The organism is Enterococcus sp. AMC1252, assembly GCF_058216515.1.
Map to the genome: position 1 here is coordinate 2,950,226 of NZ_CM177097.1, position 24,167 is coordinate 2,974,392.

28 protein-coding genes, 1 tRNA gene and 1 other annotated feature are annotated in these 24,167 nt (G+C 36.1%); of the genes, 4 read left to right on the plus strand and 25 right to left on the minus strand.

Going from position 1 to position 24,167, the window contains the following annotated elements:
* Window positions 1-140: 140 nt before the first annotated feature.
* The 9 genes from AC4BB5_RS13945 to AC4BB5_RS13985 form a co-directional block, all read right to left on the minus strand.
* On the minus strand, window positions 141-1,139 hold the full coding sequence (locus AC4BB5_RS13945) for a cell division protein FtsQ/DivIB (RefSeq protein WP_490456713.1): 999 nt from the start codon (window positions 1,137-1,139) through the stop codon (window positions 141-143).
* Window positions 1,140-1,199: 60 nt separating this feature from the next.
* Entirely contained in the window at window positions 1,200-2,291 is a 1,092-nt protein-coding gene (murG, locus tag AC4BB5_RS13950) for an undecaprenyldiphospho-muramoylpentapeptide beta-N-acetylglucosaminyltransferase (protein WP_490456714.1), read from the minus strand.
* 7 nt (window positions 2,292-2,298) lie between these two features.
* Window positions 2,299-3,669 (minus strand): UDP-N-acetylmuramoyl-L-alanine--D-glutamate ligase, encoded by a 1,371-nt coding sequence (gene murD / locus AC4BB5_RS13955; protein ID WP_490456715.1) that lies wholly within the window; start codon window positions 3,667-3,669, stop codon window positions 2,299-2,301.
* Between the two features lie 196 nt (window positions 3,670-3,865).
* Window positions 3,866-4,831, minus strand: a complete 966-nt coding sequence (mraY, locus tag AC4BB5_RS13960) for a phospho-N-acetylmuramoyl-pentapeptide-transferase (RefSeq protein ID WP_490456716.1) — start codon at window positions 4,829-4,831, stop codon at window positions 3,866-3,868.
* 44 nt (window positions 4,832-4,875) lie between these two features.
* The gene (locus AC4BB5_RS13965) at window positions 4,876-6,747 is read right to left on the minus strand and encodes a peptidoglycan D,D-transpeptidase FtsI family protein (protein ID WP_490456717.1); all 1,872 of its coding nucleotides are present in this window, start codon (window positions 6,745-6,747) and stop codon (window positions 4,876-4,878) included.
* Window positions 6,748-7,149 carry a cell division protein FtsL gene (ftsL, locus tag AC4BB5_RS13970; protein WP_490456718.1) on the minus strand — a complete coding sequence of 134 codons (402 nt, stop codon included), beginning with the start codon at window positions 7,147-7,149 and terminating at the stop codon, window positions 6,748-6,750. It abuts the gene before it with no gap.
* 16 nt (window positions 7,150-7,165) lie between these two features.
* Window positions 7,166-8,125 carry a 16S rRNA (cytosine(1402)-N(4))-methyltransferase RsmH gene (rsmH, locus tag AC4BB5_RS13975; RefSeq protein ID WP_490456719.1) on the minus strand — a complete coding sequence of 320 codons (960 nt, stop codon included), beginning with the start codon at window positions 8,123-8,125 and terminating at the stop codon, window positions 7,166-7,168.
* 13 nt (window positions 8,126-8,138) lie between these two features.
* Window positions 8,139-8,570 carry a division/cell wall cluster transcriptional repressor MraZ gene (gene mraZ, locus AC4BB5_RS13980; protein WP_010762855.1) on the minus strand — a complete coding sequence of 144 codons (432 nt, stop codon included), beginning with the start codon at window positions 8,568-8,570 and terminating at the stop codon, window positions 8,139-8,141.
* A gap of 281 nt (window positions 8,571-8,851) precedes the next feature.
* Complete coding sequence (locus AC4BB5_RS13985) at window positions 8,852-9,223, minus strand: DUF3397 domain-containing protein (RefSeq protein WP_206842886.1); 372 nt, start codon at window positions 9,221-9,223, stop codon at window positions 8,852-8,854.
* 183 nt (window positions 9,224-9,406) lie between these two features.
* Between AC4BB5_RS13985 and AC4BB5_RS13990 the strand changes: the two genes are divergently transcribed.
* On the plus strand, window positions 9,407-10,363 hold the full coding sequence (locus AC4BB5_RS13990; RefSeq protein ID WP_490456720.1) for a magnesium transporter CorA family protein: 957 nt from the start codon (window positions 9,407-9,409) through the stop codon (window positions 10,361-10,363).
* A 71-nt stretch (window positions 10,364-10,434) separates the two neighbouring features.
* Entirely contained in the window at window positions 10,435-10,548 is a 114-nt protein-coding gene (locus AC4BB5_RS13995; RefSeq protein WP_490456721.1) for a DUF4044 domain-containing protein, read from the plus strand.
* Window positions 10,549-10,691: 143 nt separating this feature from the next.
* Here AC4BB5_RS13995 and recN read toward each other — a convergent pair whose 3' ends face one another.
* The 10 genes from recN to AC4BB5_RS14045 form a co-directional block, all read right to left on the minus strand.
* Complete coding sequence (gene recN / locus AC4BB5_RS14000) at window positions 10,692-12,383, minus strand: DNA repair protein RecN (protein ID WP_490456722.1); 1,692 nt, start codon at window positions 12,381-12,383, stop codon at window positions 10,692-10,694.
* A gap of 17 nt (window positions 12,384-12,400) precedes the next feature.
* Entirely contained in the window at window positions 12,401-12,850 is a 450-nt protein-coding gene (locus AC4BB5_RS14005) for an arginine repressor (protein ID WP_490456723.1), read from the minus strand.
* 252 nt (window positions 12,851-13,102) lie between these two features.
* On the minus strand, window positions 13,103-13,918 hold the full coding sequence (locus AC4BB5_RS14010; RefSeq protein ID WP_490456724.1) for a TlyA family RNA methyltransferase: 816 nt from the start codon (window positions 13,916-13,918) through the stop codon (window positions 13,103-13,105).
* Window positions 13,919-13,934: 16 nt separating this feature from the next.
* Entirely contained in the window at window positions 13,935-14,822 is an 888-nt protein-coding gene (locus tag AC4BB5_RS14015) for a polyprenyl synthetase family protein (protein WP_490456725.1), read from the minus strand.
* Window positions 14,822-15,061 carry an exodeoxyribonuclease VII small subunit gene (locus tag AC4BB5_RS14020; protein ID WP_490456726.1) on the minus strand — a complete coding sequence of 80 codons (240 nt, stop codon included), beginning with the start codon at window positions 15,059-15,061 and terminating at the stop codon, window positions 14,822-14,824. The genes AC4BB5_RS14015 and AC4BB5_RS14020 overlap by 1 nt, the downstream gene beginning before the upstream one ends.
* 4 nt (window positions 15,062-15,065) lie before the next feature.
* Window positions 15,066-16,409 carry an exodeoxyribonuclease VII large subunit gene (gene xseA / locus AC4BB5_RS14025; protein WP_490456727.1) on the minus strand — a complete coding sequence of 448 codons (1,344 nt, stop codon included), beginning with the start codon at window positions 16,407-16,409 and terminating at the stop codon, window positions 15,066-15,068.
* A gap of 9 nt (window positions 16,410-16,418) precedes the next feature.
* Window positions 16,419-17,264 (minus strand): bifunctional methylenetetrahydrofolate dehydrogenase/methenyltetrahydrofolate cyclohydrolase, encoded by an 846-nt coding sequence (locus AC4BB5_RS14030; RefSeq protein ID WP_490456728.1) that lies wholly within the window; start codon window positions 17,262-17,264, stop codon window positions 16,419-16,421.
* Window positions 17,265-17,516: 252 nt separating this feature from the next.
* On the minus strand, window positions 17,517-17,966 hold the full coding sequence (nusB, locus tag AC4BB5_RS14035) for a transcription antitermination factor NusB (RefSeq protein WP_490456729.1): 450 nt from the start codon (window positions 17,964-17,966) through the stop codon (window positions 17,517-17,519).
* On the minus strand, window positions 17,959-18,384 hold the full coding sequence (locus AC4BB5_RS14040; protein ID WP_010771224.1) for an Asp23/Gls24 family envelope stress response protein: 426 nt from the start codon (window positions 18,382-18,384) through the stop codon (window positions 17,959-17,961). The genes nusB and AC4BB5_RS14040 overlap by 8 nt, the downstream gene beginning before the upstream one ends.
* 284 nt (window positions 18,385-18,668) lie before the next feature.
* Entirely contained in the window at window positions 18,669-19,733 is a 1,065-nt protein-coding gene (locus AC4BB5_RS14045; protein ID WP_490456730.1) for a M24 family metallopeptidase, read from the minus strand.
* A gap of 174 nt (window positions 19,734-19,907) precedes the next feature.
* Between AC4BB5_RS14045 and AC4BB5_RS14050 the strand changes: the two genes are divergently transcribed.
* Window positions 19,908-20,717: a metallophosphoesterase gene (locus AC4BB5_RS14050; RefSeq protein WP_490456731.1), complete on the plus strand. Its 810-nt coding sequence runs from the start codon at window positions 19,908-19,910 to the stop codon at window positions 20,715-20,717.
* 68 nt (window positions 20,718-20,785) lie between these two features.
* Here AC4BB5_RS14050 and AC4BB5_RS14055 read toward each other — a convergent pair whose 3' ends face one another.
* From AC4BB5_RS14055 to rplU, 6 genes are all read right to left on the minus strand, one after another.
* Window positions 20,786-20,932 carry a hypothetical protein gene (locus tag AC4BB5_RS14055; protein ID WP_490456732.1) on the minus strand — a complete coding sequence of 49 codons (147 nt, stop codon included), beginning with the start codon at window positions 20,930-20,932 and terminating at the stop codon, window positions 20,786-20,788.
* 414 nt (window positions 20,933-21,346) lie between these two features.
* Window positions 21,347-21,751: a pyridoxamine 5'-phosphate oxidase family protein gene (locus AC4BB5_RS14060; RefSeq protein ID WP_490456733.1), complete on the minus strand. Its 405-nt coding sequence runs from the start codon at window positions 21,749-21,751 to the stop codon at window positions 21,347-21,349.
* A 164-nt stretch (window positions 21,752-21,915) separates the two neighbouring features.
* Window positions 21,916-22,383 carry a DUF2798 domain-containing protein gene (locus tag AC4BB5_RS14065; RefSeq protein ID WP_490456734.1) on the minus strand — a complete coding sequence of 156 codons (468 nt, stop codon included), beginning with the start codon at window positions 22,381-22,383 and terminating at the stop codon, window positions 21,916-21,918.
* 395 nt (window positions 22,384-22,778) lie between these two features.
* On the minus strand, window positions 22,779-23,066 hold the full coding sequence (gene rpmA / locus AC4BB5_RS14070) for a 50S ribosomal protein L27 (protein WP_010762831.1): 288 nt from the start codon (window positions 23,064-23,066) through the stop codon (window positions 22,779-22,781).
* Window positions 23,067-23,078: 12 nt separating this feature from the next.
* Window positions 23,079-23,423: a ribosomal-processing cysteine protease Prp gene (locus tag AC4BB5_RS14075; protein WP_490456735.1), complete on the minus strand. Its 345-nt coding sequence runs from the start codon at window positions 23,421-23,423 to the stop codon at window positions 23,079-23,081.
* A gap of 34 nt (window positions 23,424-23,457) precedes the next feature.
* Window positions 23,458-23,766, minus strand: a complete 309-nt coding sequence (gene rplU, locus AC4BB5_RS14080; RefSeq protein WP_069634416.1) for a 50S ribosomal protein L21 — start codon at window positions 23,764-23,766, stop codon at window positions 23,458-23,460.
* A 19-nt stretch (window positions 23,767-23,785) separates the two neighbouring features.
* Window positions 23,786-23,863, minus strand: a sequence feature (ribosomal protein L21 leader region).
* 172 nt (window positions 23,864-24,035) lie between these two features.
* Here rplU and AC4BB5_RS14085 point away from each other — a divergent pair.
* Window positions 24,036-24,109 (plus strand) — tRNA-Arg (locus AC4BB5_RS14085).
* Window positions 24,110-24,167: the final 58 nt, after the last annotated feature.

The window sequence follows — 24,167 nt, forward strand, 5'->3', positions numbered from 1 at the left end:
AATTCCAATATGTAAGCGGGCATTAAACACCCGTTTAAATATATATTTTTTTATGAATACTCACTTCTTTCAATTTTACCATAAACATAGGCTTTTTAGAAAGCAGATTCTACTATTTTATTCTTTTATTTTTCTTAACGTTATTCTAATACTTGTGAAGATTCTTCCACGCTTTCCTCAGTCTCCTCATTATTAAAAGGATATGAGAAAATCCCGACTTCCATATCGATGATTCCTGACTTCTCCATTTGACTTGCAACCTTACTATAATACGCCATTTTCTCCTCTAATTGAGAAATATTGACAATCACTTCGTTGGCATCTTTCATATGGAGATTAATCAATTCTTTATTTGCCTTAGATGGCGCATAACGAATTTCTGAGATATTTTGTTTTAAATCATTTGGAAGTTTATTATAAGAATTCATTAAGTTTTTAATGATCGACTGATCTTTAAAATTTTTGAACACCGGCATGCCGCTCACTGGCGCATTCATTTCTTCTGGTAAAATTTTTCCATTTTCTAAGATAGGATGAAAAATATTATTTACAGATTCTAAGGCAACCACCTTGTATTCTTCTATCTTGATATTGAATGAATTGATACCATTTAATGAAATGTTTGCTTTTTTTACACGTGGCAATTGGCGCTTAATTTTTTCTTCATAAATCTTTCTATCACCAAACTGCTCCCATAAACTCTTCCCTTTTTCTAGTTTAGATTGTGCAATAATTTTTTCACTATCAACAGATTTACTTCCTGTTACGCTGATATTTCCTAGCTTACTAAGTGGTGAAACAAAATAAAGTACAATCAAAATTGCAATAAAAAAAACGGAGACAATCAAAGTCAATCGACGATATAATCGTTTATTTCGTACTTTTTTTATCTTTGGTAAGCGGTCTGCAAAAGATTCGTAAGTTTTCTTTTGTTTTTCTTCTGTTTCAACTTCTTCAGAAAGCGGCTCTTCTGTTTCAGCTTCTCCATCTTTATCAGAGGTTGCTTCTTTCTCTTTGCTTTCGTTAGGTAATACAGAAGGATTCCATACAGGCTGATCACCTTGTGTTTTTAAATATTCTAAATTTTCTTTTTGCCATGGGGTCAAATTTTGTTCATCTATTTGTGCATCTACATCCACTTTTTGGTCTTCTTGACCCCCTGAATCATCCTTTTTCTTACTAATCTTCTACACCCCCCATCAAGTTATTTCTTTTACCACTTTGTAAAGTCGTTCACCAGCATCTGGAATACCTTCTTTTTTAGACGCTTCAGCCATTGACTGACGACGAGTTTCATCCAGTAAAATCGCATCGATCTCAGTTACTAACTTAAGACCAGTAAGCTCTTGGTCAGTAATCATTTCAACTGCTCCGGACTTAACTAAACTTTGAGCATTCTTTGTTTGATGATCGTTTGTGACATAAGGGCTTGGAATTAAAATCGCCGGTAAGCCTAATGCAGTAAACTCCGCAATTGAGGTTGCTCCAGCCCGACCAACCATTAGATCAACAGCTGCTAGAACCTCTGCCATTTTATCAATATAAGGCTGAATACTTACATTTGTCAATTTCTTTTCGGAAAGATTTAAAGTTTCTTGTAATTCTTCATAATAGCGCGCTCCTGATGCATAAAGAACCTGATAGTCCCTCTGTTCAAAAAGAGGTAATGCCTCAATGAAAGCTTGATTTATTTTCAGCGCACCACGACTTCCGCCGAAAATTACGACTGTTTTCTTTTTAGGATCTAATCCATATTCTTTTAAAATATCCGATTTTTCAATCATTACAACTTCTTGAGCTCGTGGATTTCCTGTCAAGACTACTTTATCTTCTGGGAAATAATCAGCAACATCTGGAAAACAAATCGCTACTTTTGTCGCATATTTGCTTAAAAACTTATTCGTCATCCCAGGAATACTATTTTGCTCATGGACAATGGTTGGTATCTTCAACTGCTTGGCAGCATAGACAACTGACCCGGATACATAGCCACCTGTTCCAATGACAACATCTGGTTGAAATTCTTTAATAATTTTTTTAGCTTTTCCAATACTATTCAGGAAAAGATAAACTGTTTTAATATTCTGTGGGCTAAGCGACCGACGAAATCCTTGGATTTTAATCGTCTTAAATGGAATATTGTATCTTGGAACAATTTGACTCTCCAGACCGATTTGTGTTCCTACATACATGAATTCTGTACTAGGATCTACTTGTTTTACATAGTTAACAAAGGCTAGGGCTGGATAAATATGCCCACCTGTTCCGCCGCCAGTTATTAATATTTTCATAATTATCTCACTTTTCTATGTCTTTTAGCTGGTGCATCGCTTGGATAAATGCCTCTCCACGCAATTCAAAATTAGGATATTGGTCCCAACTTGCGCATGCAGGCGATAATAGAATAGTATCATTTTTTTCGGAAAAAGCATAGGCATCCCTTACAGCAGTCTGGACATTTTCTGTCAATTGAATGGTTTTGACTCCCGCTTCAACGGCTGCTTTGTGCAGTTTATCTTTTGTTTCCCCAAAAAGAACGACTGCTTTGATTCCTTTTAGTGAAGAAACTAACTCATCAAAACTATTTCCACGATCTAAACCACCCGCTAGTAAAATAAGGGAAGCATGATCGAAACCACCTAGAGCCATCTCCGTTGCCAGAATATTCGTTGCCTTTGAATCATTGTAAAATCTTCTGCCTGCTACTTCCCCTACATATTGCGTACGATGAGGAACTCCAGTAAAAACTAGCAATGTTTTTCTAATTGTATCTGTTGAAATACCCTTTAATTTAGCAACTGAAATTGCAGCTAATGCATTTTCAATATTGTGATTGCCCGGCACGCCTAGTTCCGTTGCCAACATGATATATTCATCTTTGTAGTAGATTTTCCCATCTGCAACATAAGCACCCGCAACCTTTTCTTTCGTTGAAAATGGAATAATTGTAGCATTGGTTGTTTTGCTTAGTTCCTGCAATTCTTGTTGGTTCCAATTTAGAATAAGAAAATCATTTTCTCGCATGTTTTCTTGTATTGCCCATTTAGCTTTTACGTATTCTTTTCTTGATCCATGGTAATCAATATGTGCTTCGTAAATGTTAGTGATCACAGCAATTTTTGGTCTGAATGTTGTGATTCCCATCAATTGGAAACTTGATAACTCCATAACAATATCATCAGTTGCGCTAGCCTCTTCCGCAACCTCGCTGGCCGGGTAACCGATATTCCCAGCTAAACGTGCAGCCCCACTTTTACGATCTGCATTTAATAGTAACCCAATCATAGTCGTTGTAGTAGTTTTACCATTTGTCCCCGTAATACCAATAATTGGACACTCAGCAATTTGATAGGCTAATTCCACTTCCGTAAGAATAGGTAATTTCATACTTAGTGCTTTCTCTAACAATGGATTCGTATAGGGGATTCCCGGATTTTTTACGATCAAAGAAAAATCTTCATCTAAAAGTTCAATGGGATGTCCACCTGTAACAACACGAATACCCAAGGTTAATAAATCTTGGGCTTCCGGGTTTTGATCAAATTGTTTAAAGTCATTGACTGTCACTAATGCACCTAGCTCATGTAGCAATTTCGCAGCACTAACACCACTTTTAGCAAGTCCAAGAACAAGGACTTTTTTGTTTTCATAATCTGTAATTTTTTTCATTATAAATTCTCCTTATCTTTAGAAAAGCTAGAAGAAGCGATTAGGCTTGTAGAAAATTAGGAATCGGAAATTGGAACGTTCCTTGTTCCTGTTAAAGATTCACTATTTTCCTACAGACTGCTTCTTGATGCTAGACACTTTAGAAAAGCTGAAAGAAGTGTTTAGTCTTATAGAAATTAGACATCTAATTTCTTTTTTAAAAGATAATCCACAATGTAATTGCTGAACAAATTGCTCCAGTCAACCAAAAAACAATATCGATCTTCCATTCAGACCAGCCACACATCTCAAAATGATGATGAATCGGTGACATTTTAAAAATTCGTTTACCGAATAATTTAAATGAAGCAACTTGTAAAATAACACTAGCTGTTTCACATACATAAACAAGCCCAATCAATAATAATGTCCACTCTTGACGCAATATAATAGAAATAGCTGCTAACAGCCCGCCTAAAGCGAGTGAACCAACATCTCCCATAAAGATTTTAGCTGGTTTTTTATTGTAAGGAAAGAAGCCAAGTAGTCCGCCAATCACACTTAAACATATAATAACTACATCAAATTGTTGCTGTTTCCACGCAATGATTGCATAAGTACCAAATGATATTGTTCCTAAACCTGCAACTAATCCATCGATTCCGTCAGTCAAATTTACTGCATTAGAAAATCCGACTAACCAAAAAATAACGAATACACCATAAAAAATACCTAAAGGCAACGTAACAACACCAAATAAGTCTAATGTGTCAGGTAACCCTTCGGAACGATAAACAAAATAAAAAACCAAACCGCCAATAATTTGACCAATCAATTTTTGACGAGAATTTAACCCCATATTTCTTTTTTTAAATACTTTGATAAAGTCATCTAAAAATCCTAATAATCCATAAAGAACTAAGATGAATAAAATAATTAGTAAAGAAGGAGTAAGTTCTTGCTTCCATAATCCCACTAATAATGAGGTGATAAAACTTGCAACTAGAAAAACCAAGCCACCCATAGTTGGGGTACCTGTTTTTACATTATGCCAAGTTGGGCCATCTTCACGCGTTGTTTGTCCTTGTTTTTTCATTTGGAAGTACCCGATAAACATCGGCATCACCGCCACCGTTATAGCAAAACTACATACTATGGGAATAAAAATTTGTGTCCACTCCATGATATCTCTCCTAATTATTCAACTCGTATTCTTTACTTCTCTACTTATTTAGCTGGTTCTACTGCTGCATTTGAATCACTATCCATTGACTCCATTACAAGTTTCATCAACGGGTTAGCAATTTTCGCAAGAGCATCTCTTGTATAAGTTTGAGGTTTTTTCATTGTAAGATATAAAATATATTCTGGATTATCAGCTGGTAACATCTCTACTACTGAATAAGTGTAGTCTGTTAAGCCAACCATGTATCCATTTTCACCAGTAATTTGAGCTGTTCCTGTCTTAGCCGCTATATGATAACCAGAAACAGTATATACATCATGAGCAATACCATAATTCGGGTCTTCCACTGTATCGATCATATATGTCCGAATATCGCTTGCTGCTTGCGGTGTTATGATTGGTTGTCCTACTTTTTCTGTCTTAGTAACTTTTTCTTCACCAGTTTCTTTGTCAACAACTTTACTAATATATTGCGGTTTCAGCATAGAGCCATCATTTGCGATAGCAGTATATGCCTGCATCATTTGAAAGTTTGTTACAGAAATCGCCTGACCAAATGAAGACATTGCGATATCGACCCAGTTATCTCCAGGTAGTTCTCCAGCAGATTCACCTGCTAAACCTGAATCTGTCGATTTTCCAAAACCAAACTTCTCTAAATAACTTTTCCAAACTTGACCCGTTGGATCCATCAATTGTTCTAACGTAAGCATCCCAACATTACTGGACCAAGAAATGGCTTGTCGGAATGTTAGTGGTCCCACTGCACCATAATCATGATCGTTTACTTTTCGATCATCTAATGTGTAGCCACCAGCTGGATAAGGGAATGTTGCATTTGGATTAAATTTCCCTTCCTGCATCGCTGCAGCAGAAGTAAATAATTTCATAGTCGAACCTGGTTCAAATCGATCTTCTACTAAAAGATTACGCCATTCTTTTATTCCTTCTTTTGTTTCAGGATTAAATGAAGGTCGTTGTGACATGGCAATTATTTCACCAGTTTTTGCTTTCATCAACATTGCTGTCATGTTTTCTGGTTTATACTCTTCCATAACTGGATCCAATAACGTTTCTAACTGACTTTGGATACGGCTATCTAAAGTTGTGTAGATATCTTTACCATCAACAGCTTTCTTTTCACTAGCAATAGTTCCTGGTAGTGGGTTGCCGTAAACATCTTTTTCATAATCGATCTTACCATCTTGCCCTTTTAAAACATCGTTATACGATTCTTCTAAGCCCATTTTACCCACTAAACCTTTTGAATCATCTTCTTTATCAACAGAATCTGTATAGCCAATAAAATGTGAGGCAAAAACACCATTTGGATAAATCCTTGCTGGATGACCTTCAAAATAAAGTCCTGAAACTTTATTTCTCTTTAAATCATCTTCAATTTTTTGTCTTTTTTCCAAGGTGATATTTTTCCCTTTAGAACCAAACTCGACTTGGAATTTCACCGTACCATCTTCGTTCACACCATTATTTAAATACTTTAAAGCTTCATCTTTGGTCAACTCTGTGTTTCTGTCTAAAATTTCAGCTAATGTTTGGAAATCTTTTTTCTGTGCATACAATTTTTTGTTATCTTCACCCAAATAAGTTTCTGATAAAATCGCATATACAGAATACGAAGTCGCATCTTCAGCAATCACGGCTCCATTACGGTCTAAAATCGCCCCTCTTTTAGCTTTGACAATACTGCTTCCTTGATAAAGATTAGCTGTTTTTTCTGGTAAAGATACGCCGGCAACTTTTCCCACAGCAACAATATACGTTAATCTAAAAGCAAATAAAAAGAACAATCCAATACTCGTAGCAAATAAAATAATGCCTACTTTTTTACGATTGTTCATTGGATTTAAGTTCTTCTTTTTGACAAAATTCTTTATTTTATTTTTTATGCTCATCTATTTCACTTTCCTTATATTTTCAATGTTATCAGAAAGACCTTCTTTTTTTGCAACTTCCCTGATGCGATCCGCTTTTGATAATTCATTTTTTTGCTGTTCTAATTTCAAAGCAGCTTCTTCTTTTTCTTGGATCGTTGATTGCGTCTCAGTAATTTGATTTGTCATTTGTGTAATTGATGTACGTACTTGAATGGTGAGAATCGCTATTCCAATAATCGCTACTAACAATAAAAAGCCGATAGTCTTTTCTAAAAGTGAGATATTTCTCAACTTCCTTTTCGGGGATTGGGGTAGGTCTATATTTCTTTGAACTTTACGTTCATTTTCTGGACCAATGACTGGTTCATCCATTACTGGAACATCGTATTGAAAATCTTCCACTTTTTTTAACTCAGCCATGTCGTTGCCCCTCTCTTTATAAATTTAATTTAACTTTTTCGGCAATTCTTAATTTTGCACTTCGCGAGCGATTATTCTCAGCCAACTCAGTCTCACCTGGTAAAATTGGCTTTCTAGTAATTACTTTTAATTCTGGTTGAAACTCTTCTGGAACTACAGGTAGCCCAGGTGGTAAATCTTGTATCGTACTGTATTCTTTAAACATGCTTTTTACAATTCGATCTTCCAATGAATGAAAAGTAATCACACTGATACGACCATTTTTATTTAATAAGGAAATAGCTTGTTCTAAAGATTCTTCCACAACACCTAGTTCATCATTCACAGCAATTCTAATTGCTTGAAAAATCCGTTTTGCAGGATGTCCACCTTTGCGTCTAGCAGGCGCTGGAATTGCTGTTTTAATGATTTCTACTAATTCTCCCGTTGTCTCGATTGGCGCTTTCGCACGTACTCGCTCGATTTCTCTAGCAACTTGCTTGGAGAATTTTTCTTCACCGTAACGAAAGAAAATTTTCACTAATTCATGATAACTATAATTATTCACTACATCGTAAGCAGATAATTCTGCCTCTTGATCCATCCGCATATCTAACGGTGCATCTTGGTGATAGCTAAATCCACGCTCAGCTTCATCCAGCTGAGGAGAAGAAACACCTAAGTCGTATAAAATGCCATCGACATGATAAATCTCCTGATTTGCTAATTCTTGTTTCAAGTGTCGAAAATTCGACTTGATAAAGGTCACCATACCCTGATCAATATATTTTTTTAGTCGTTGTGCTGCGAAATCCAATGCTTTTTGGTCTTGATCGAACGCATACAAATGACCTTGTTCGCCAAGTTTCGAGAGTAGATACTCACTATGACCTGCGCCGCCCAATGTGCAATCGACGTAAATACCATCTTTTTTCACATGTAAGCCGTCAACTGTCTCTTTTAATAAAACAGTATAGTGCTGAAAATCTTCCGTCATAATGCTCCTCTTTCTAAAAACCAAAATCAATCATTGTTTCTGCAATTTCATCAAAATTCTCTTCAGCTTCTGTAGAAAACTCTTGCCAACGAGCTTCGTCCCAAATCTCAATTCGATTTGAAACACCGATGATTACACAAGCTTTCTCCAAGCTACCATGTGTTCTAAGCGCAGCAGGAATATTGATTCTGCCTTGTTTATCAATCTCACATTCTGTAGCAGCCGAGTAAAAAAAGCGGACGAACGTACGGGCATCCTTCTTGGCTAGAGGCATTTCTTTTAATTTTTCCTCTAGTTGTTCCCATTCGGACATTGGATAACCAAATAAACAGCCATCCATTCCTCTAGTCACTACAAACTTCTCACCTAATTGGTCACGAAATTTAGCAGGTACGATGAGTCGGCCTTTGGCATCTATATTATGTTGAAATTCACCCATAAACATAGCCAATTTTCCCCACTTTTCCACTTGATAGAAACAGTCTACCACATCCCGCCACTTTCTACCACCAAAAACAGTAAATCTTCCCTCTTTTAATGGTTATTTAAAAAGTTTGTAATATTTCAAGAAGTCTCTCTTTTTCAAAAAAAGCGGTATCAATACCTATGTAAGTGATTTTCAAAGGGATTTTCTCTTTAATTTTTATGTTGAAATTCTCATAAAATATTACAGACTAAAATGGTGGGATAAAGTGGAGGTCATCCTCCACCACCACCATTTCAATTTTATGAAAAGTAATGAACAATGTTTAATAAAATAAGTACTGCATATAAAACTAAGCTTAGAAGAAATACTAAGCGCCAAAACATCTTAAAATATCTGCCATATAAAATCTCTCCGTAATAATATGCTTGAAAGACTGCTACACAAATACCTAAAAGTAAAACTGAAATGACCATATACGGAACAATAGATTGTCCATAACTATCTTTAGACAATTCATTTAACCCTATGAACAAAAATGGAATTGAAATATCCGGCGCTTTCACCTTAAAACGCTCTGTCAACGAAAACGTTGAGATAATAAAATTACATGCAAATAAGACAATTACCGGAAAAACATACCAAAAAAGCATAATGACTGAAAACGACACCATTTCCTAACAATTCCTTTCGTAACACATTGTGTTAACTATACTTTATTTTCTTTACACTGATGTTTCATTTCGTTTAAAAGTTCGTGCCTAAATAATACCAAACAAAAAGAACTTTCCTTCCCAAAAACACTCCAACTCTATTATAATAGGATTGAATAGCTTTATAAAAAACGAGGTGGCATTTTGATTAATTATTTAAAAATAGAAAATGGTCAGTTAGTTCCTTCTCAGTCTGATACAAATGAAACCGTTTGGCTTTCTGTGGAAAAACCAACTGAAGAAGAAATCAAGCAATTAGTCACGACCTATAAACTCCCTAAAGATTATATCACAGGTGTACTGGATGATAACGAAAATTCTCGATTTGAAGGATTACATCAAAATACTTTAGAAGAACCTGCTTTGATGCTCCTTCAATATCCTCACGCAACAATCAGCCCAAGTGGATATACTCAGCTAGATACATTTCCATTCGCTATTATTTTAACGACAGATGGCAAAGTGATCACCGTGATCAATAACTCAGCTGATTTTTTGAAACAAGCCTTTACTCAACCGGTCCCTGACAGTGACTTACCGATCCAAGAAACGTTGATTCTATACTTATCATGGCAAATATCGACCTGTTATAATCGCTTTTTAAAAGAATTGATCAAACAAACAAATAAGCTCGAAGGCGAATTAAAAGTTTCAACTGAAAATAGCCAACTTTATCAAATGATGGATATTCAAAAAAGTTTAGTCTATTTTGAAGCTGCCATAAATTCTAATTTAGAGGTTCTAAATATGCTTTACAACGCCAGGATTTTTATCGATCCTAGGGCTCACCTACCGCGGCTTCATGATATTTTAGTAGAAACAAAACAAGCCGCTACGACTACTAAAATTCAACTTAAACTTGTTGATAAAGTTAGCGATACCTTCTCAGCCATTGTTTCTAATAATCTGAATAATGTAATGAAAATTTTAACTTCCCTAACGATTGTCCTAACAATCCCTACGATCATTGGCGGAATCTTTGGGATGAATGTAAAATTACCGTTTGCTAATCGAGAAGATGCTTTTTTCTGGATCTTTATTGTAACGACTGTGACCTGTATTTTTGTGATTCGACGGCTAAAAAAACGAAACCTTTTGTAAAATTTCTTGTTGCTGATTTTAGTAAAAGGATGTAGAATGGAGAAAGTAAAGAATAAGGATGTGTATAATCAATGAACGATAAGAAGACAAGCGCCTTTTCAAAAGTCACAAAAGTCGTTGTTTGGTTGATGCTAATCGCCATTGCCGGCTCAACAATATTGACTGCTATAGTCAGTTTAAGATAATCAACCAAATAAACTATGGGGGAGAAATCCGGATGCGTAGCATCACTTTCTTCTCCTTTTTTAACACTTTTAGCACAACAAAAAAACTCTTTATTGAACCACTTTTCTTAGTGTGCTCAATAAAGAGTTTTTTGTTGAAATCGCTAGCCTCTCCGTTCATTTCCAGCCATATTCAATAATTCCTTTGCATGTTCAATCGTCAACTTAGTAATCTCACTACCTGAAAGCATACGAGCTATTTCTGCTACTCGCTCATCTTCTTTCAGCCTTCTAACTTTCGTTTCTGTTCGTTCACCAATAATTTCTTTTTCAATAAAATATTGATAATCTGCTACAGCAGCTACTTGAGGAAGATGTGTGATACACAATACTTGTGAATTTTCAGAAATTTGATAGATTTTATCTGCTATTGCTTGCGCCACACGTCCACTAACACCTGTGTCAACTTCATCAAAAACAATACTAGTAATTCCTTGCGATTTAGAAAAAATTGTTTTCAACGCTAGCATCACACGAGATAGTTCTCCCCCTGAAGCCACCCTCACAAGCGGTTTTAGCGGTTCTCCTGGATTCGTTGTGATATAAAATTCAGCATGCTCCAATCCCTCTTCTGTGAATTGTTCATCTGGTAACTCTGTAAAACGGATATCAAACACCGTTCGTTCCATATATAATTCTTTTAATTCTTTTAAAATATTTTTTTCTAGTTTTTTGGCAATTTTTTTCCTAATATCTCTTAATTTCAATCCGTTTTCAATCACTTGATTTTTCTTTTCGACTAATAGTGTTTCCAACTCACCCGTTCGACCTTCTAAAAAATCTGCATCTGCTAATTCTTGCGTGATTTCCTGATAATATTCAAGAATAGATTCAATTGATTCGCCATATTTTCTTTTCATCTGCCGAATGAGTTCTAGTCTAGTTTCTACTTCATTCAATCGATTTTCGTCCAATTCTAAACTATCTATATGTCGAGATAAATCACCACTGGCTTCTTGTAACAGATAATAACTGTTTTGAACAGCTTCCGATATTGCTTTATACTCTAGATCAAGTGTCTCGATTGACAACAATTCATTCATCGCATAACCAATCTTATCTAAACTACTGTCGCCATCCCCATTGACTGCTTCGTAACTTGCAGCTAAGGCATCCGCAATTTTCTGAAAATTTCCTAACTTATTTCGCTCTTCTATCAATTGTTCTTCTTCACCTAAAACAAGTTCAGCAGTGGCGATTTCATCACTTTGAAACTGCAGCATATCCATTCGTTGAGCGAATTCTTTTTCGTTTTTTTGTCTGTTTCTAACTTTCTTTTCGATCAAGCGATATTCTGAATAAGCCCCTTCGTATTGTTCTTTTACCTTAAACAATTCTTTGCCGCCAAAATCATCCAGCATACCTAAATGCTTTTCACTTTGCATCAATTCTTGGTGTTCATTTTGACCGTGGATATCAACTAAAAATTCACCGATTTTTCGTAAATTTGCGATATTGATGATTCTACCATTAACTCGACAAACATTTTTACCCGAAGTCGAGATATCCCGCTGAATCACGATCGATTCTTCATCCGTCTCGATTCCTAATTCCTCTAGAAGCTCCACTAGTTCTTGGTTTTTCGGCATCGTAAATAGGCCTTCCAATGTACATTTAGAAGCTCCTTGACGAATGTAATCACTTGAGCCTCGACCACCGGTCAACAACCCCATCGCATCGATAATAATTGATTTTCCAGCGCCTGTTTCTCCAGTTAAAACGGTCATTCCCATCTGAAATTCTAATTGCAAAGAAGATATGATCGCAAAATTATTGACAGAAAGTTCTTGCAGCATCCTTATTCACCTCGATTTTATAAATAGCGAAAAAATTCATTTTTTAAAAATTCAGCATCTTTTTCAGTCCTAGCAATGATCAATACACTATCATCGTCATTGAGTGCTGCAAAGACGATTTCTTTATAGTGCTTCTCTATTAAATTAGATGCTGCCGCAGCGTTCCCTGGTATAGTACGCAAAATAACTTGCTTTTCCATTTGATCAACTGAAACAAAAGCATCTTTCATTAATTTTTCTAATTTTATAGACGTGTCTTCTTTTGTTTCTGCTGGGATGCTATAACGATAACCACCATCTATTGATGGTACTTTGATCAACTTCATCTCTTTGATATCCCGAGAAATCGTTGCTTGAGTCACTTCTATGCCTTTCTCTTGTAGATAGGAAACAAAGTCTTCTTGTTTTTGAATATTTTTATCAGCTAATAAACGAGTAATCAGGCGATGCCGATCTTTTTTCCTCATAATAGTTTCTCCTTCTCCTAATGATCCGTTTTTCAACTCTTTGTCTTTCAGTACTAGAGTCCTAGGGCAGTGTCAGCTTTTCTACATCGTTACGCTGTCATGAGCGAAAACACTTCTATCGATTCATTTCCATTTTATCATAGCGTATTTTTATTCATTTTGGAAGTATAAAAAATAAGACTGAAATAAAACGCTAGACGCTTCTCTCAGCCTTATCAATTAAACCTTTTATTTACTGACTCACCTAATAAACTAGCCTTTCAATTTCTTATGCGCGGCTTCAACAACAGCAGCAATCTCAGTTGAAAGTTCTTTAACCTCTGAACCTTCACTAGAAGTTAAATAAGCTAAAAATTCAATATTTCCTTCTCCCCCAGTGATTGGAGAGTAATCCAAGCCACTGATTGAATAACCATGTTCTTGAGCAAACGAAAGAATATCATTTAAAACCAATTTATGCGTTTCAGGTTCACGAACAATGCCTTTTTTTCCGACTAATTCTTTACCCGCTTCAAACTGCGGTTTGATTAAAGCAACTACTTTACCCCCAGCCTTCAAAATAGCGTGTAGTGGAGGCAATATTAATTTAAGGGAGATAAATGATACATCGATGGTTGCAATATCCGGTACACCTTCTTTGAAGTCTTCTGGCTTACTGTAACGAAAATTGGTCCGTTCCATGACAACTACTCGTTCATCTTGACGAATTTTCCACGCCAATTGATTGTAACCGACGTCTAATGCATAGCTCAGTCGAGCACCATTTTGCAAGGCAACATCGGTAAATCCCCCAGTAGATGCGCCAATATCCAACATCGTTTTACCTGTTACATTGATGTCAAAGACCGCCAAGGCCTTCTCTAATTTCAGCCCACCTCGAGAAACGTAAGGCAGAGTTTGCCCTTTCACTTGAAGTGGAGTCTCAATCAGAATTTTCTCACCAGGTTTATCTAATCGTTCATTTTTATCGTTGTAAACTAGTCCAGCCATCACTGCACGTTTGGCTTTTTCTCTTGTTTCAAATAATCCTTGGGTAAACGCTAAAGTATCTACGCGCTCTTTTTTCATAAGTGCCTTCTTTCTGTCATAACCGCAGTTGTTCTAATAATTCTTGTAATAATTCTAAATGAAATTCCGAACTTGTTTGTTTGATTGCTTCTAAGGTGCTGTTTCCTGATCTTAATTGTTCTTCTAGTGCTGCCTTTGCGCCATTTAAACCAAGCAAGCTTGGATAAGTACTTTTATTTAACACTTCGTCACGTCCAACATGCTTACCTAATTCTTCTTCTGAACTCGTCGCATCTAATAAATCATCTTTGATTTGGAAAGCTAGTCCCAAATGGTAGGCAAAGTTACCTAATAAGTCGATGATTTCTTTGGGTTGCTGTGCCAAAATACCGCCAGTTAAAAGAGCAAATTCAATCAAGGCACCTGTTTTCTTTTCATGCACATCAGCCAACTCATTGAGTGACAATGAACGATTTTCTCCTTGTAAGTCTCCTGCCTGACCTGCAACCATTCCTTGGGTACCAGCTGCTTTACTCAACAGTTGAATCAGCAGAACTTTTTGATTCGGTTCTATTTGACTGAGTGCTAATAATTGAAAAGCTGCAGTCAGCAAACCATCTCCAGCTAAAATTGCGTGTGCTTCCCCAAATACTTTATGGTTTGTTGGTTTGCCACGCCGCAAATCATCGTCGTCCATGGCTGGTAGATCGTCATGAATCAATGAATAAGTGTGAATCATTTCTAATGCTGCTGCAACTTGATAATCTTGCGTCTTCACTTCTTTATTAAAGGAACGGATCGTAGCGATTACCAAAAGAGGTCGGAATCGTTTGCCTCCTGCATGGATTGAGTACAACATCGCTTCTTTTAATTGCTCGTTTGTTGTGTATTCGTTGATGAAATTTTCCATTTCCTTTTCAATAAGCGGTAGACTTTGCTTACGAAAAACATTGAAATTTTCCATCAATTTTCCTCACTTTCTTCAAACGAAACTTCTTCATTGTTTTCCGTCATAACTTTTGTTAATGTCTTTTCAGCTTTTTCTAACGTATCTTGACACTGCTTGCTTAAAACCATCCCTTCTTGAAAAGCAGCTAATGCTTCTTCTAGGGGCACATCACCACGCTCTAAGCGTTGAACGATTTCTTCTAATTCAGTTAATGATTCTTCAAATGTTTTTTCGATTGCTTTTTCTTTGGCCATCTTTTTACTCCTCTTCAACAGGTGATATTTTTTCGATCACCGTATCTACCACACCATCTACATAATGGATTTGAATTTTTTCTTTTACTTGCAGTTCGTTGACTGACTTGATTACTTGTTGCTCTTTGGTTGTGTAACTATAACCTCGGCCCATGATTTTTAAAGGACTTAACAAATCTAATTGCTGGACAGCAGAAGTAAATTGTTTCTCCTTATCCTTCATATATCGTTCGATTCGATCATGAAGCGATTGGTTCAAAAATTTTAGTTGCTGCTGCCCTTCTCTGATTTGTCCTTGAGGCGTTTGTTGTCTAAATTGAGCAATGATTTCCTGAGCTGTTCGTTGTTTTTGATGATAAACAGTTTCCATAGATTGAATCAAGCGTTGGTTGATTCGATCTAATTTGATCGTTTGCCCTTCGTATAGACGATCTGGTTGTTTGAATACATAAGAATTTTTCAAACGCTGATAACGATCATTTTTCTGTTGTAATTGGTATAGAAAACTTTGCTCTAAACGAGTTTGCCGTTCTTTGATTTTTAGTAATTCTTCATTCAGTACAGGAACTGCTAATTCAGCTGCTGCAGTCGGTGTCGCCGCCCTTACATCAGCCACCATATCAGCAATCGTTACATCTGTTTCATGACCCACCGAAGAAATAACGGGTGTTTGAGCTTGATAAATTGCACGAGCCACTTTTTCTTCATTAAATGGCCATAAATCCTCTATCGAACCTCCACCACGACCAATAATCATGGTATCAAAAGAACCTAATTCTTCGATACGCTGAATGTTACGTACAATATCATCAGCTGCTTGATCTCCTTGAACTAGCGTAGGGAATAAAACAAGCTGGGCAATTGGATATCTTCGTTTTACTGTCGTAATAATATCGCGAATAACAGCGCCGCTTGGACTTGTAACCACAGCAATTCTTTTGGGGTATCTTGGTAATATTTTTTTAGGTCCTTCAAACAAGCCTTCTTTACCTAATTTTTCACGTAATTCGGCTAATGCTTGATATAAGGCACCAACGCCGTCTGGTTCCATATGCTCCACATAGATTTGATAGGAACCTCCACTTTCGTATAATGAAATACGACCGACCAAAAGGACTTTCATCCCTTCTTTCGGTTGGAATTTCAGCTTTTGAAAGGCTGATTTAAACATGATTGCAGAAATCTTCGCACCATCATCTTTTAAGCTAAAATACTGATGGGCATTAGGACGCAGACGAAAGTTAGAAATTTCTCCTGTTAAATAAACCCGTTCCAAGTATGGATCAGCATCAAATTTACGTTTTAAATATTTGGTTAAGGCAGTAACTGTTAAATATTGCTGCTCCATCTTCTCACCTTACTTTTGTTTTTTAGCGGCCTCGACTGTTTGGTACATCAACATTGTGATCGTCATTGGCCCAACACCTTTTGGTACTGGCGTGATAAAGCTTGCAACAGGTGCAACCTCATCAAATTTCACATCGCCGATCAACTTGCCATTTTCATCTCGGTTCATACCAACATCGATTACAACTGCACCTGGTTTGACAAATTCTTTGGTTACAAAGTGGCCTCGACCGATTGCAACAACTAAAATATCTGCTTCTTTAGCAACTGCCGGTAAGTCTGAGGTTTTCGAGTGTGCAATCGTAACTGTAGCATTTTTCATCATCATAAGTTGTGCCATTGGTTTCCCAACGATATTACTTCGTCCAATCACTACTGCCCGTTTTCCTTCCAAATCGATACCATAGGCTTCAAACATTTTCATAATGCCATAAGGAGTACATGGAATCATTGTCGGCTCGCCAATAAATAATTGTCCCATGTTCATCGGATGAAAACCATCAACATCTTTTTTAGGATCAACAGCCAATAACACTTTTTCTTCATCAATATGTTTTGGTAATGGTAATTGAACTAATATTCCATGATAGTCCGGATCTTGATTGTATTGTTCGATCACCGCTAAAAGATCTGCTTCTGAAATCGTTTCAGGTAGACGTTCGATTTTCGAGCGAATACCAATTTTAGCAGCAGCTAAATCTTTGTTTTTTACGTACGTTTGACTTGCTTGATTCTCGCCAACCAATAAAACAACTAAACCTGGACGAATGCCTTTTTTTTCAAGTTCTTGCACTTCTTCTTTGATTTGCGCCTGCATTTTATCTGCAAGTTCGCGGCCGTTGATTAACTCTCCCATTAAGATCACTCCTCATTTTTGTTTGTATTCTTTTATTTTAGCATAATTTAGCTAGTCTTAACACTCTATAATCCCTATCTCCTTGAATTGTATATCAATGAAACTTCTCTCCCTTTGCACGCCTTGTATTGTTCATCATCTACTCTGGCTGAGCCAATCGTAGTCCTTCAACTCTTAGAGCTTTAGCTCTTAGAGTTTGATGGGATCGAAACGTAGTGGAGTGATTCACAACAAAAAAGATTCAAAGTATTTCTACTTTGAATCTATGTCTTTCATCACATTCGCTAAAACACCGTTTACGAACTTTCTTGAACGGTCATCACTATATTTTTTCGCCAACTCGATTGCTTCATCTAATGCAACCGTATTTGGAACATCTCCAACGTAAAGCATTTCAAATATAGCCATACGTAAAATAACTAGGTCCATCTTAGCAATACGTGAAATCGACCAGTTGTTTCCTAAATGTTTTTTGATAATCTCGTCAAGTTCTGCTTTTCGATCACAAACGCCACCTACCAATAAATCTAAGTAAGTCGGAACAAATTCTTCTCCATCTTCACTAATGATTTCTTGGTTATCTAACTCCAATGCATAAGAAATCGCATCTTGTTTGGTTAAGTCAACATTAAAATCTAAAGGAAATAGCGCTTGAAGCGCCTTTTCACGAATTTCGTGACGAGTGAAACTCGGCTTACTCATTTTCTCCCTCATCTTCCGGGAATAATTCATCAAAATCTGGTTCAGGTAGTTTCTCTGGAACTACTGCAACTACATGAATATTTACTTCTACTAAATCAATATCGGTCATAAACAACACTTGCTGTTTCACACGATCTTGCATCTCTAACGCTACTTTAGGTACTGAAATACCATAATTTAAGTAACAATAAATATCGACTTTTAAGCCTTCTTCTTCGGCTCTTAAGTAAACACCTTTACCGTGAGCAGCACGCCCAAGAAATTCCGTTACATTATTAGCAAATGTTCCACGCATGCCATATACGCCGTCTACTTTAGATGCTGCAATACCAATAATGACTTCAATTACTTCTGGTGCGATAACGATTTCACCCAAAGAATCTTTTGTATTGATCACTAGATTTTTTTCTTCAGTCATTTTAATCCTCCTTATAATAAAAGCGTAGCGGGCTCATTTAGATTTTATCTTTCTCCCAAAGAGCTAGTCCGCGAAGCTAGATAGCACTGGAAACTTTCCTGTGTTCATCAAAACTTCTGCTCATTTACTTATCTATGTTTACATTCACACCTAGTTTATCATTAATTGGCATGTTTCGCTACCAAAAAAACTATGAGAAATTGAGTCGAAAACGGTTTATATATAAATAATTGTATTCCTCTAGACTAGCCACTGTTTTTTTCTTCACAGGTGTCGTAACTTTTTTATAATATGATCAATTCTTTAGGGGAGTGAGTTAAAACACGGTTCCCATCTTTGGTAATCAATAAATCATCTTCGATTCTGACACCACCAAGACCGGCAAGATAAATTCCAGGTTCATCTGTAATCACATTTCCAGCGACAAATTGTTTATCAGCTCTAAAGGAAACATTTGGTCCTTCGTGAATTTCTAAGCCGATACCATGACCTGTACTATGACCAAAAGCTTCACCGTATCCATAAGAAGCAATATGATCGCGCGCAATCGCATCTAACTGAATCCCAGTTAGGCCTGGTTTTGCTTCATCTAGTACTTTTAATTGGGCTTCTAAAACGATTTGATAAATGTCTTTTAATTTACTATTCGGTTCACCGATTGCAAACGTCCGAGTCATATCTGAAACATATCCTTGGTAATAACAACCGAAATCCAACGTAATCAAATCACCTTTTTCGATGACTTTTTCACTAGCAACACCATGAGGCATCGCAGAACGCACACCACTTGCCACAATTGTTTCAAAAGATACGCCAGAAGCACCTAAAGAGCGCATATAAAAATCTAATTGGTTGGCAATTTCAATTTCCGTCATTCCAGGTTTGATCACCGTTAAAATATGTTTAAACCCAAGATCAGCAATACTGCAGGCTTTTTCAATAATCGCAATTTCTTCTTCATCTTTGACTTCACGTAACTCCTCGATCAATCCTGCTACTGGAACCAAGTCACATGGCGTGATTTCTTCTAATAAGCTATATTCAGCAAAGCTCACAAAGGTTTCTTCAAAGGCAATATTAGCTAATTGTTCTTTTTCCGCAATCGCCACTACTTCATCATAGATTGGACCTGTATTTTGAACGATTTCAAAGCCTTGCGCTTGTTCTGCTGCTTGTTCTGTATAGCGAAAATCAGTTACAAAAAAAGCTTTATCTAAAGTAATCACTGCAAGTCCCGTCGTTCCAGTAAAATTCGTTAAATAGCGTAAATTGTACGGACTTGTAATCAGAAAACCTGAAAGATCATTTTTTTTCATTAACTCTCTTAATTTATTGACTCTTAACATCATCTTTTTCATCCTTCTTTCCAAATTAGGTTCCTCTCTATTATAGCAAATAATGTTTTTGAAAAACACAGAAGACGCACAACCTCTAAATTATTCTAAAGATTCTTTGATATCTACCTGTTTTTACCTTTTTTTAATTTCTTTCCGTTATAGTTGATGTTGAAAGTGAGGTCACCAATGAAAAAAAGATACTTTTTCTATTTATTTTTATTAGCCACTATTGGCATTGTTCTCTATGCCTTTTTTATAGAGCCGAAAAGAATTGTCACGCATAACTATACTGTAGGAAACAACGACGGTCAAAAGCCAGTTAAAGTCGTTCAACTTTCTGACATCCATATCCAAGAAAAATATCCAGTGTCACAATTAGAAAAAATCGTAACAAAAGTTAATAATGAAAAACCGGATATTATTTTATTTACTGGTGATCTATTTGATAACTATGCCGAATATGGCCCAACTGAAGAGGTCATTGCAGCACTTGGTCGACTAACAGCTCCTTTAGGAAAATATGCCGTTTGGGGTAACCATGATTATGGGGGCGGAGCTGTTCGTATTTACCCTGAAGTTCTAGCAGCAGCAAATTTTCAACTACTTGAAAACTCTGGCGTAAATGTTCCAATCTCTAAAGAAAAATCAATCTATATTGGCGGTTTAGACGACTCAATGCTAGGAAATTCGTTGATTGATGATACCCTAGCCGCCCGTCAAAGTGACTACACAATTTTACTAAGCCACGAACCTGATAAAGCAGACGAGGTGCTTGATCACAATATCCAGCTGATCTTATCCGGTCACAGCCATGGTGGACAAATAAGGTTACCTTTCTTTACGATCAAAAATGTAATGGCAGAAAAATACTTTGAAAGATTTTACCATTTAGCAAATGATACCACTTTATACGTGAATACTGGTTTAGGTACAACAAAAATACCCGCACGTTTTATGGTTCCGCCAGAAATCGCTGTGTTTGACCTTTATATCTAGTTTTTACTACAAACGAGTAGCCTCAAATACAATTATTTGAGGCTACTCGTTTCCTGTTAGTTGTCTATTTATCCAAGTACTTTAACTCGACCACCGATTTTATCAGCGAATTTTTCTGCATAATTTTTATTTAGAAAGAGCCGAACCTGTTTTTTATCTCTTGTACGTTGCCCGTCTTTACCAATATACCCATGTAATACTTTTACAGCGTACATTATGATTCCTCCTCTCTTCTTGCATAGACCCTAATGACTCATCTTGGCTCTAGCAATTGCCGATAACTAACTATACTTATCAAAACTTAATTCAAACGTAAAAATATTCGAAGAAATGATGAACGATTATTAAGAAAAATACCAGGATGCTTATTTTTAATTAAGAATAGTTATACTAGTTGAAAATACAAAAAGAGGCTAGGACATAACTCCATGAGTTACATCACAGCCTCAAGGAATCCGAATAAACGGTGGGTGTAGAAGCAACTCCTTCGAAAATAAGCTTAAATTCACAAAAATTTGAAAAACAATTTTCGTGAATTCCTTCTTATTTCTCGGAGTTAAACACTTCTGTCCTAACCTCCTTTTTATATAGAAATTATTTATATAAATGACAGTGCCTTCCCTTTTCTCTTACACAATAATATCTTTCGTTTTTTTATCCATATGTATTCTGGCCGTCCAGGTTTCAAAATTAACTAAAACTGGTTCGGAATGATTCAACTCTCTTTGATAACTTGATAACTTAGGTTCTATCGCTTCTAATGATTCGATTTGTTCAATTGTAAATTTACCTTTCAAAAGTAGGCTTTCATGTTCAATTTCTTCATAACAACAAACTGATCCATTTGGATTAGATTGAATATTTTTGACAGTTTCGCCATTACCATCCAAATAAAATTGCAATTTTAACAACCCCTCTCTCCATAATGGTTCAGAAACAGTAATAACCGTTGGAAAATTTCGTTTATCTATTGTTGAAATCAAAAATACTGTACTTGAATTTAATAACCTGACAATTCGCTCATGTATTTCCATCGTTGAAGGCCCCCCTGTTAATCAAGATTCTACTAATTATAACAACTTTATATCATTTTTGGAAAGCTATACCCTCTTTTGAATAGCCTTTCTCTTAATAATCAAAAATTTAAGGTTAGGACAAAATGATAACCACTTTGACCTAACCTCTTCTATTGAGTCATTTAATCATTTGCTTCTTTTAACCAACTACTTTTTCGGGACACTCTTAAAACCATTCTACAAATCGGACCAACTAGCAACAATTGTAAAGGTAATGCCATAATAAAATTTTTAGCAAATCCATCAATATAGTAACTTAAGAAGTTCTCTGTAAAGCCAAATTGCATAAAAACGCCATACATTGACATAAAAAAGACCATCCCTAAAACCATACAGCTAGAAACAGCAATGATCATATGAATTTTTTTCTCTTTATTGATAGGTAAGGCAAAGGCGATTTTCTTAGCTGGTAGTGAAACCACTAAAATATCGAATAAAAAGGCAACAATAAATCCTGGTACAAGTCCACCAAATAAATTACTTAATGAAAACTGCCCATGTAGTAAAAGATTATAAGCACTCATTGAAATTACCATAGAAAAACAGACAATCGTTGTGAAAAATATTCCTTCTTTTTTGTTTTGTGGCATAAAACACTCTCCTTTAATTTTTGTAACAGAGTTTATGCTATCATAAAAAAAAAATTCTCGTAAGTTAAATTTTTTTAATACTACTGATACAAACTAGATCTTTGCACTTAACATACTAAAAATAAATCGACTCGTTTTATTTCAGCTATTTTAATTTTAGTATTGTTTTCATTTTTTGGGGGCAAGTCCAAAAAAGTTACTTATAGTTGGGATAAGAAAAAGGAGCAAATACTTTGTAATTTTGATGATTTATACTTTTATTTCAACGTTCAATGGTTCGGTTATATTTTTTTTATTCTATGTACAAGCCCCTATTTAAAGGTTTTTTTATTCCTTTCTTTACAAAAAAACTCTATCCCTTAGTATAAAAAGGATAGAGTCAATCAGTTCAATTCTTATTGAGCTACTGGGTAAACAGACACTTGTTTTTTGTCGCGGCCTTTACGTTCAAAACGTACTACGCCGTCTACTTTAGCAAATAAAGTGTCATCTCCGCCAATACCTACGTTAGCACCTGGGTAAATTTTAGTTCCGCGTTGACGGTATAAAATTGATCCACCAGTTACTGTTTGTCCATCAGCACTTTTAGCACCTAGGCGTTTAGATTCTGAATCACGTCCGTTGGAAGTAGAACCTCCACCTTTTTTGTGGGCGAATAATTGTAAATTCATGTTTAATAACATAGTCTGCACCTCCTATTTTTCATTTATGGTCTTGACTTGAATAAATTCAAGATTTTCTTGCTCGACTGCTTGTAGACCTAATAAAAGGTTTTCCAAGAGTATTTGGGCAATGTTGGTTTGTTCCTGATTGGCAGTTGAAATCACTTCAACATAAAGGTAACCACCTTCATCTTCATTGGTTTCGACAATCGGTTCAAATCCAGCTAATGCATCGATACCATTAACGGTGCTGATCGTTAATGCAGACACTGCTGCACAAACAATATCACTACCATAAGGTCCTGATTCTGCATGCCCTGAGACTTCAAAAGAAACGATTTGGCCTGCGCCATTTCGTTTAAAAGAACTTTTAATCATTGATAGGCCTTCTTTCCTATGCAACTTAAAAGAATTATGCGTTGATTGCGTTGATTACAACTTTTGTATACGGTTGACGGTGACCTTGTTTGCGGTGAGTGTGTTTTTTAGGTTTGTATTTGAAAGTCACGACTTTCTTTTGTTTGCCGTGTTTTTCTACAGTTCCTTCGACAGTTGCACCTTTAACAGTTGGAGCTCCTACTTTCGTAGATTCGCCACCCACTAAGATAACTTCGTCAAAAACAACTTTTTCGCCAGCTTCTACGTCTAATTTTTCAACGTAAATTGCTTGACCTACCTCAACTTTTACTTGTTTACCACCAGTTTTGATAATTGCGTACATGCTATACAGCACCTCCTTCTTCTAGACTTAGACTCGCCATCCCAAGTGACGACTAGTGTCATACTTAAAAACTTGTTCTGTGCGGTTGTAGCTGTGGAGTCCACAATTACAACATTAGTATTGTATCAAAATAAGGAAAGCGAGTCAATAAAAACTTAGTGATTTAGCGATATAAACTACTTTTCAAAAAAACTTTGTTGTTATTTCTAATTTATGATTGACTTTGTTTTCTATGTTCATTATAATAAACTCTGTTGCGTTAATATTTTGCGCCAATAGCTCAGCTGGATAGAGCACTCGCCTTCTAAGCGAGCGGTCGGGAGTTCGAATCTCTCTTGGCGTATTAATTTAAACGTTTATATCGAAAAACACCAACTATTACTAGTTGGTGTTTTTTTATA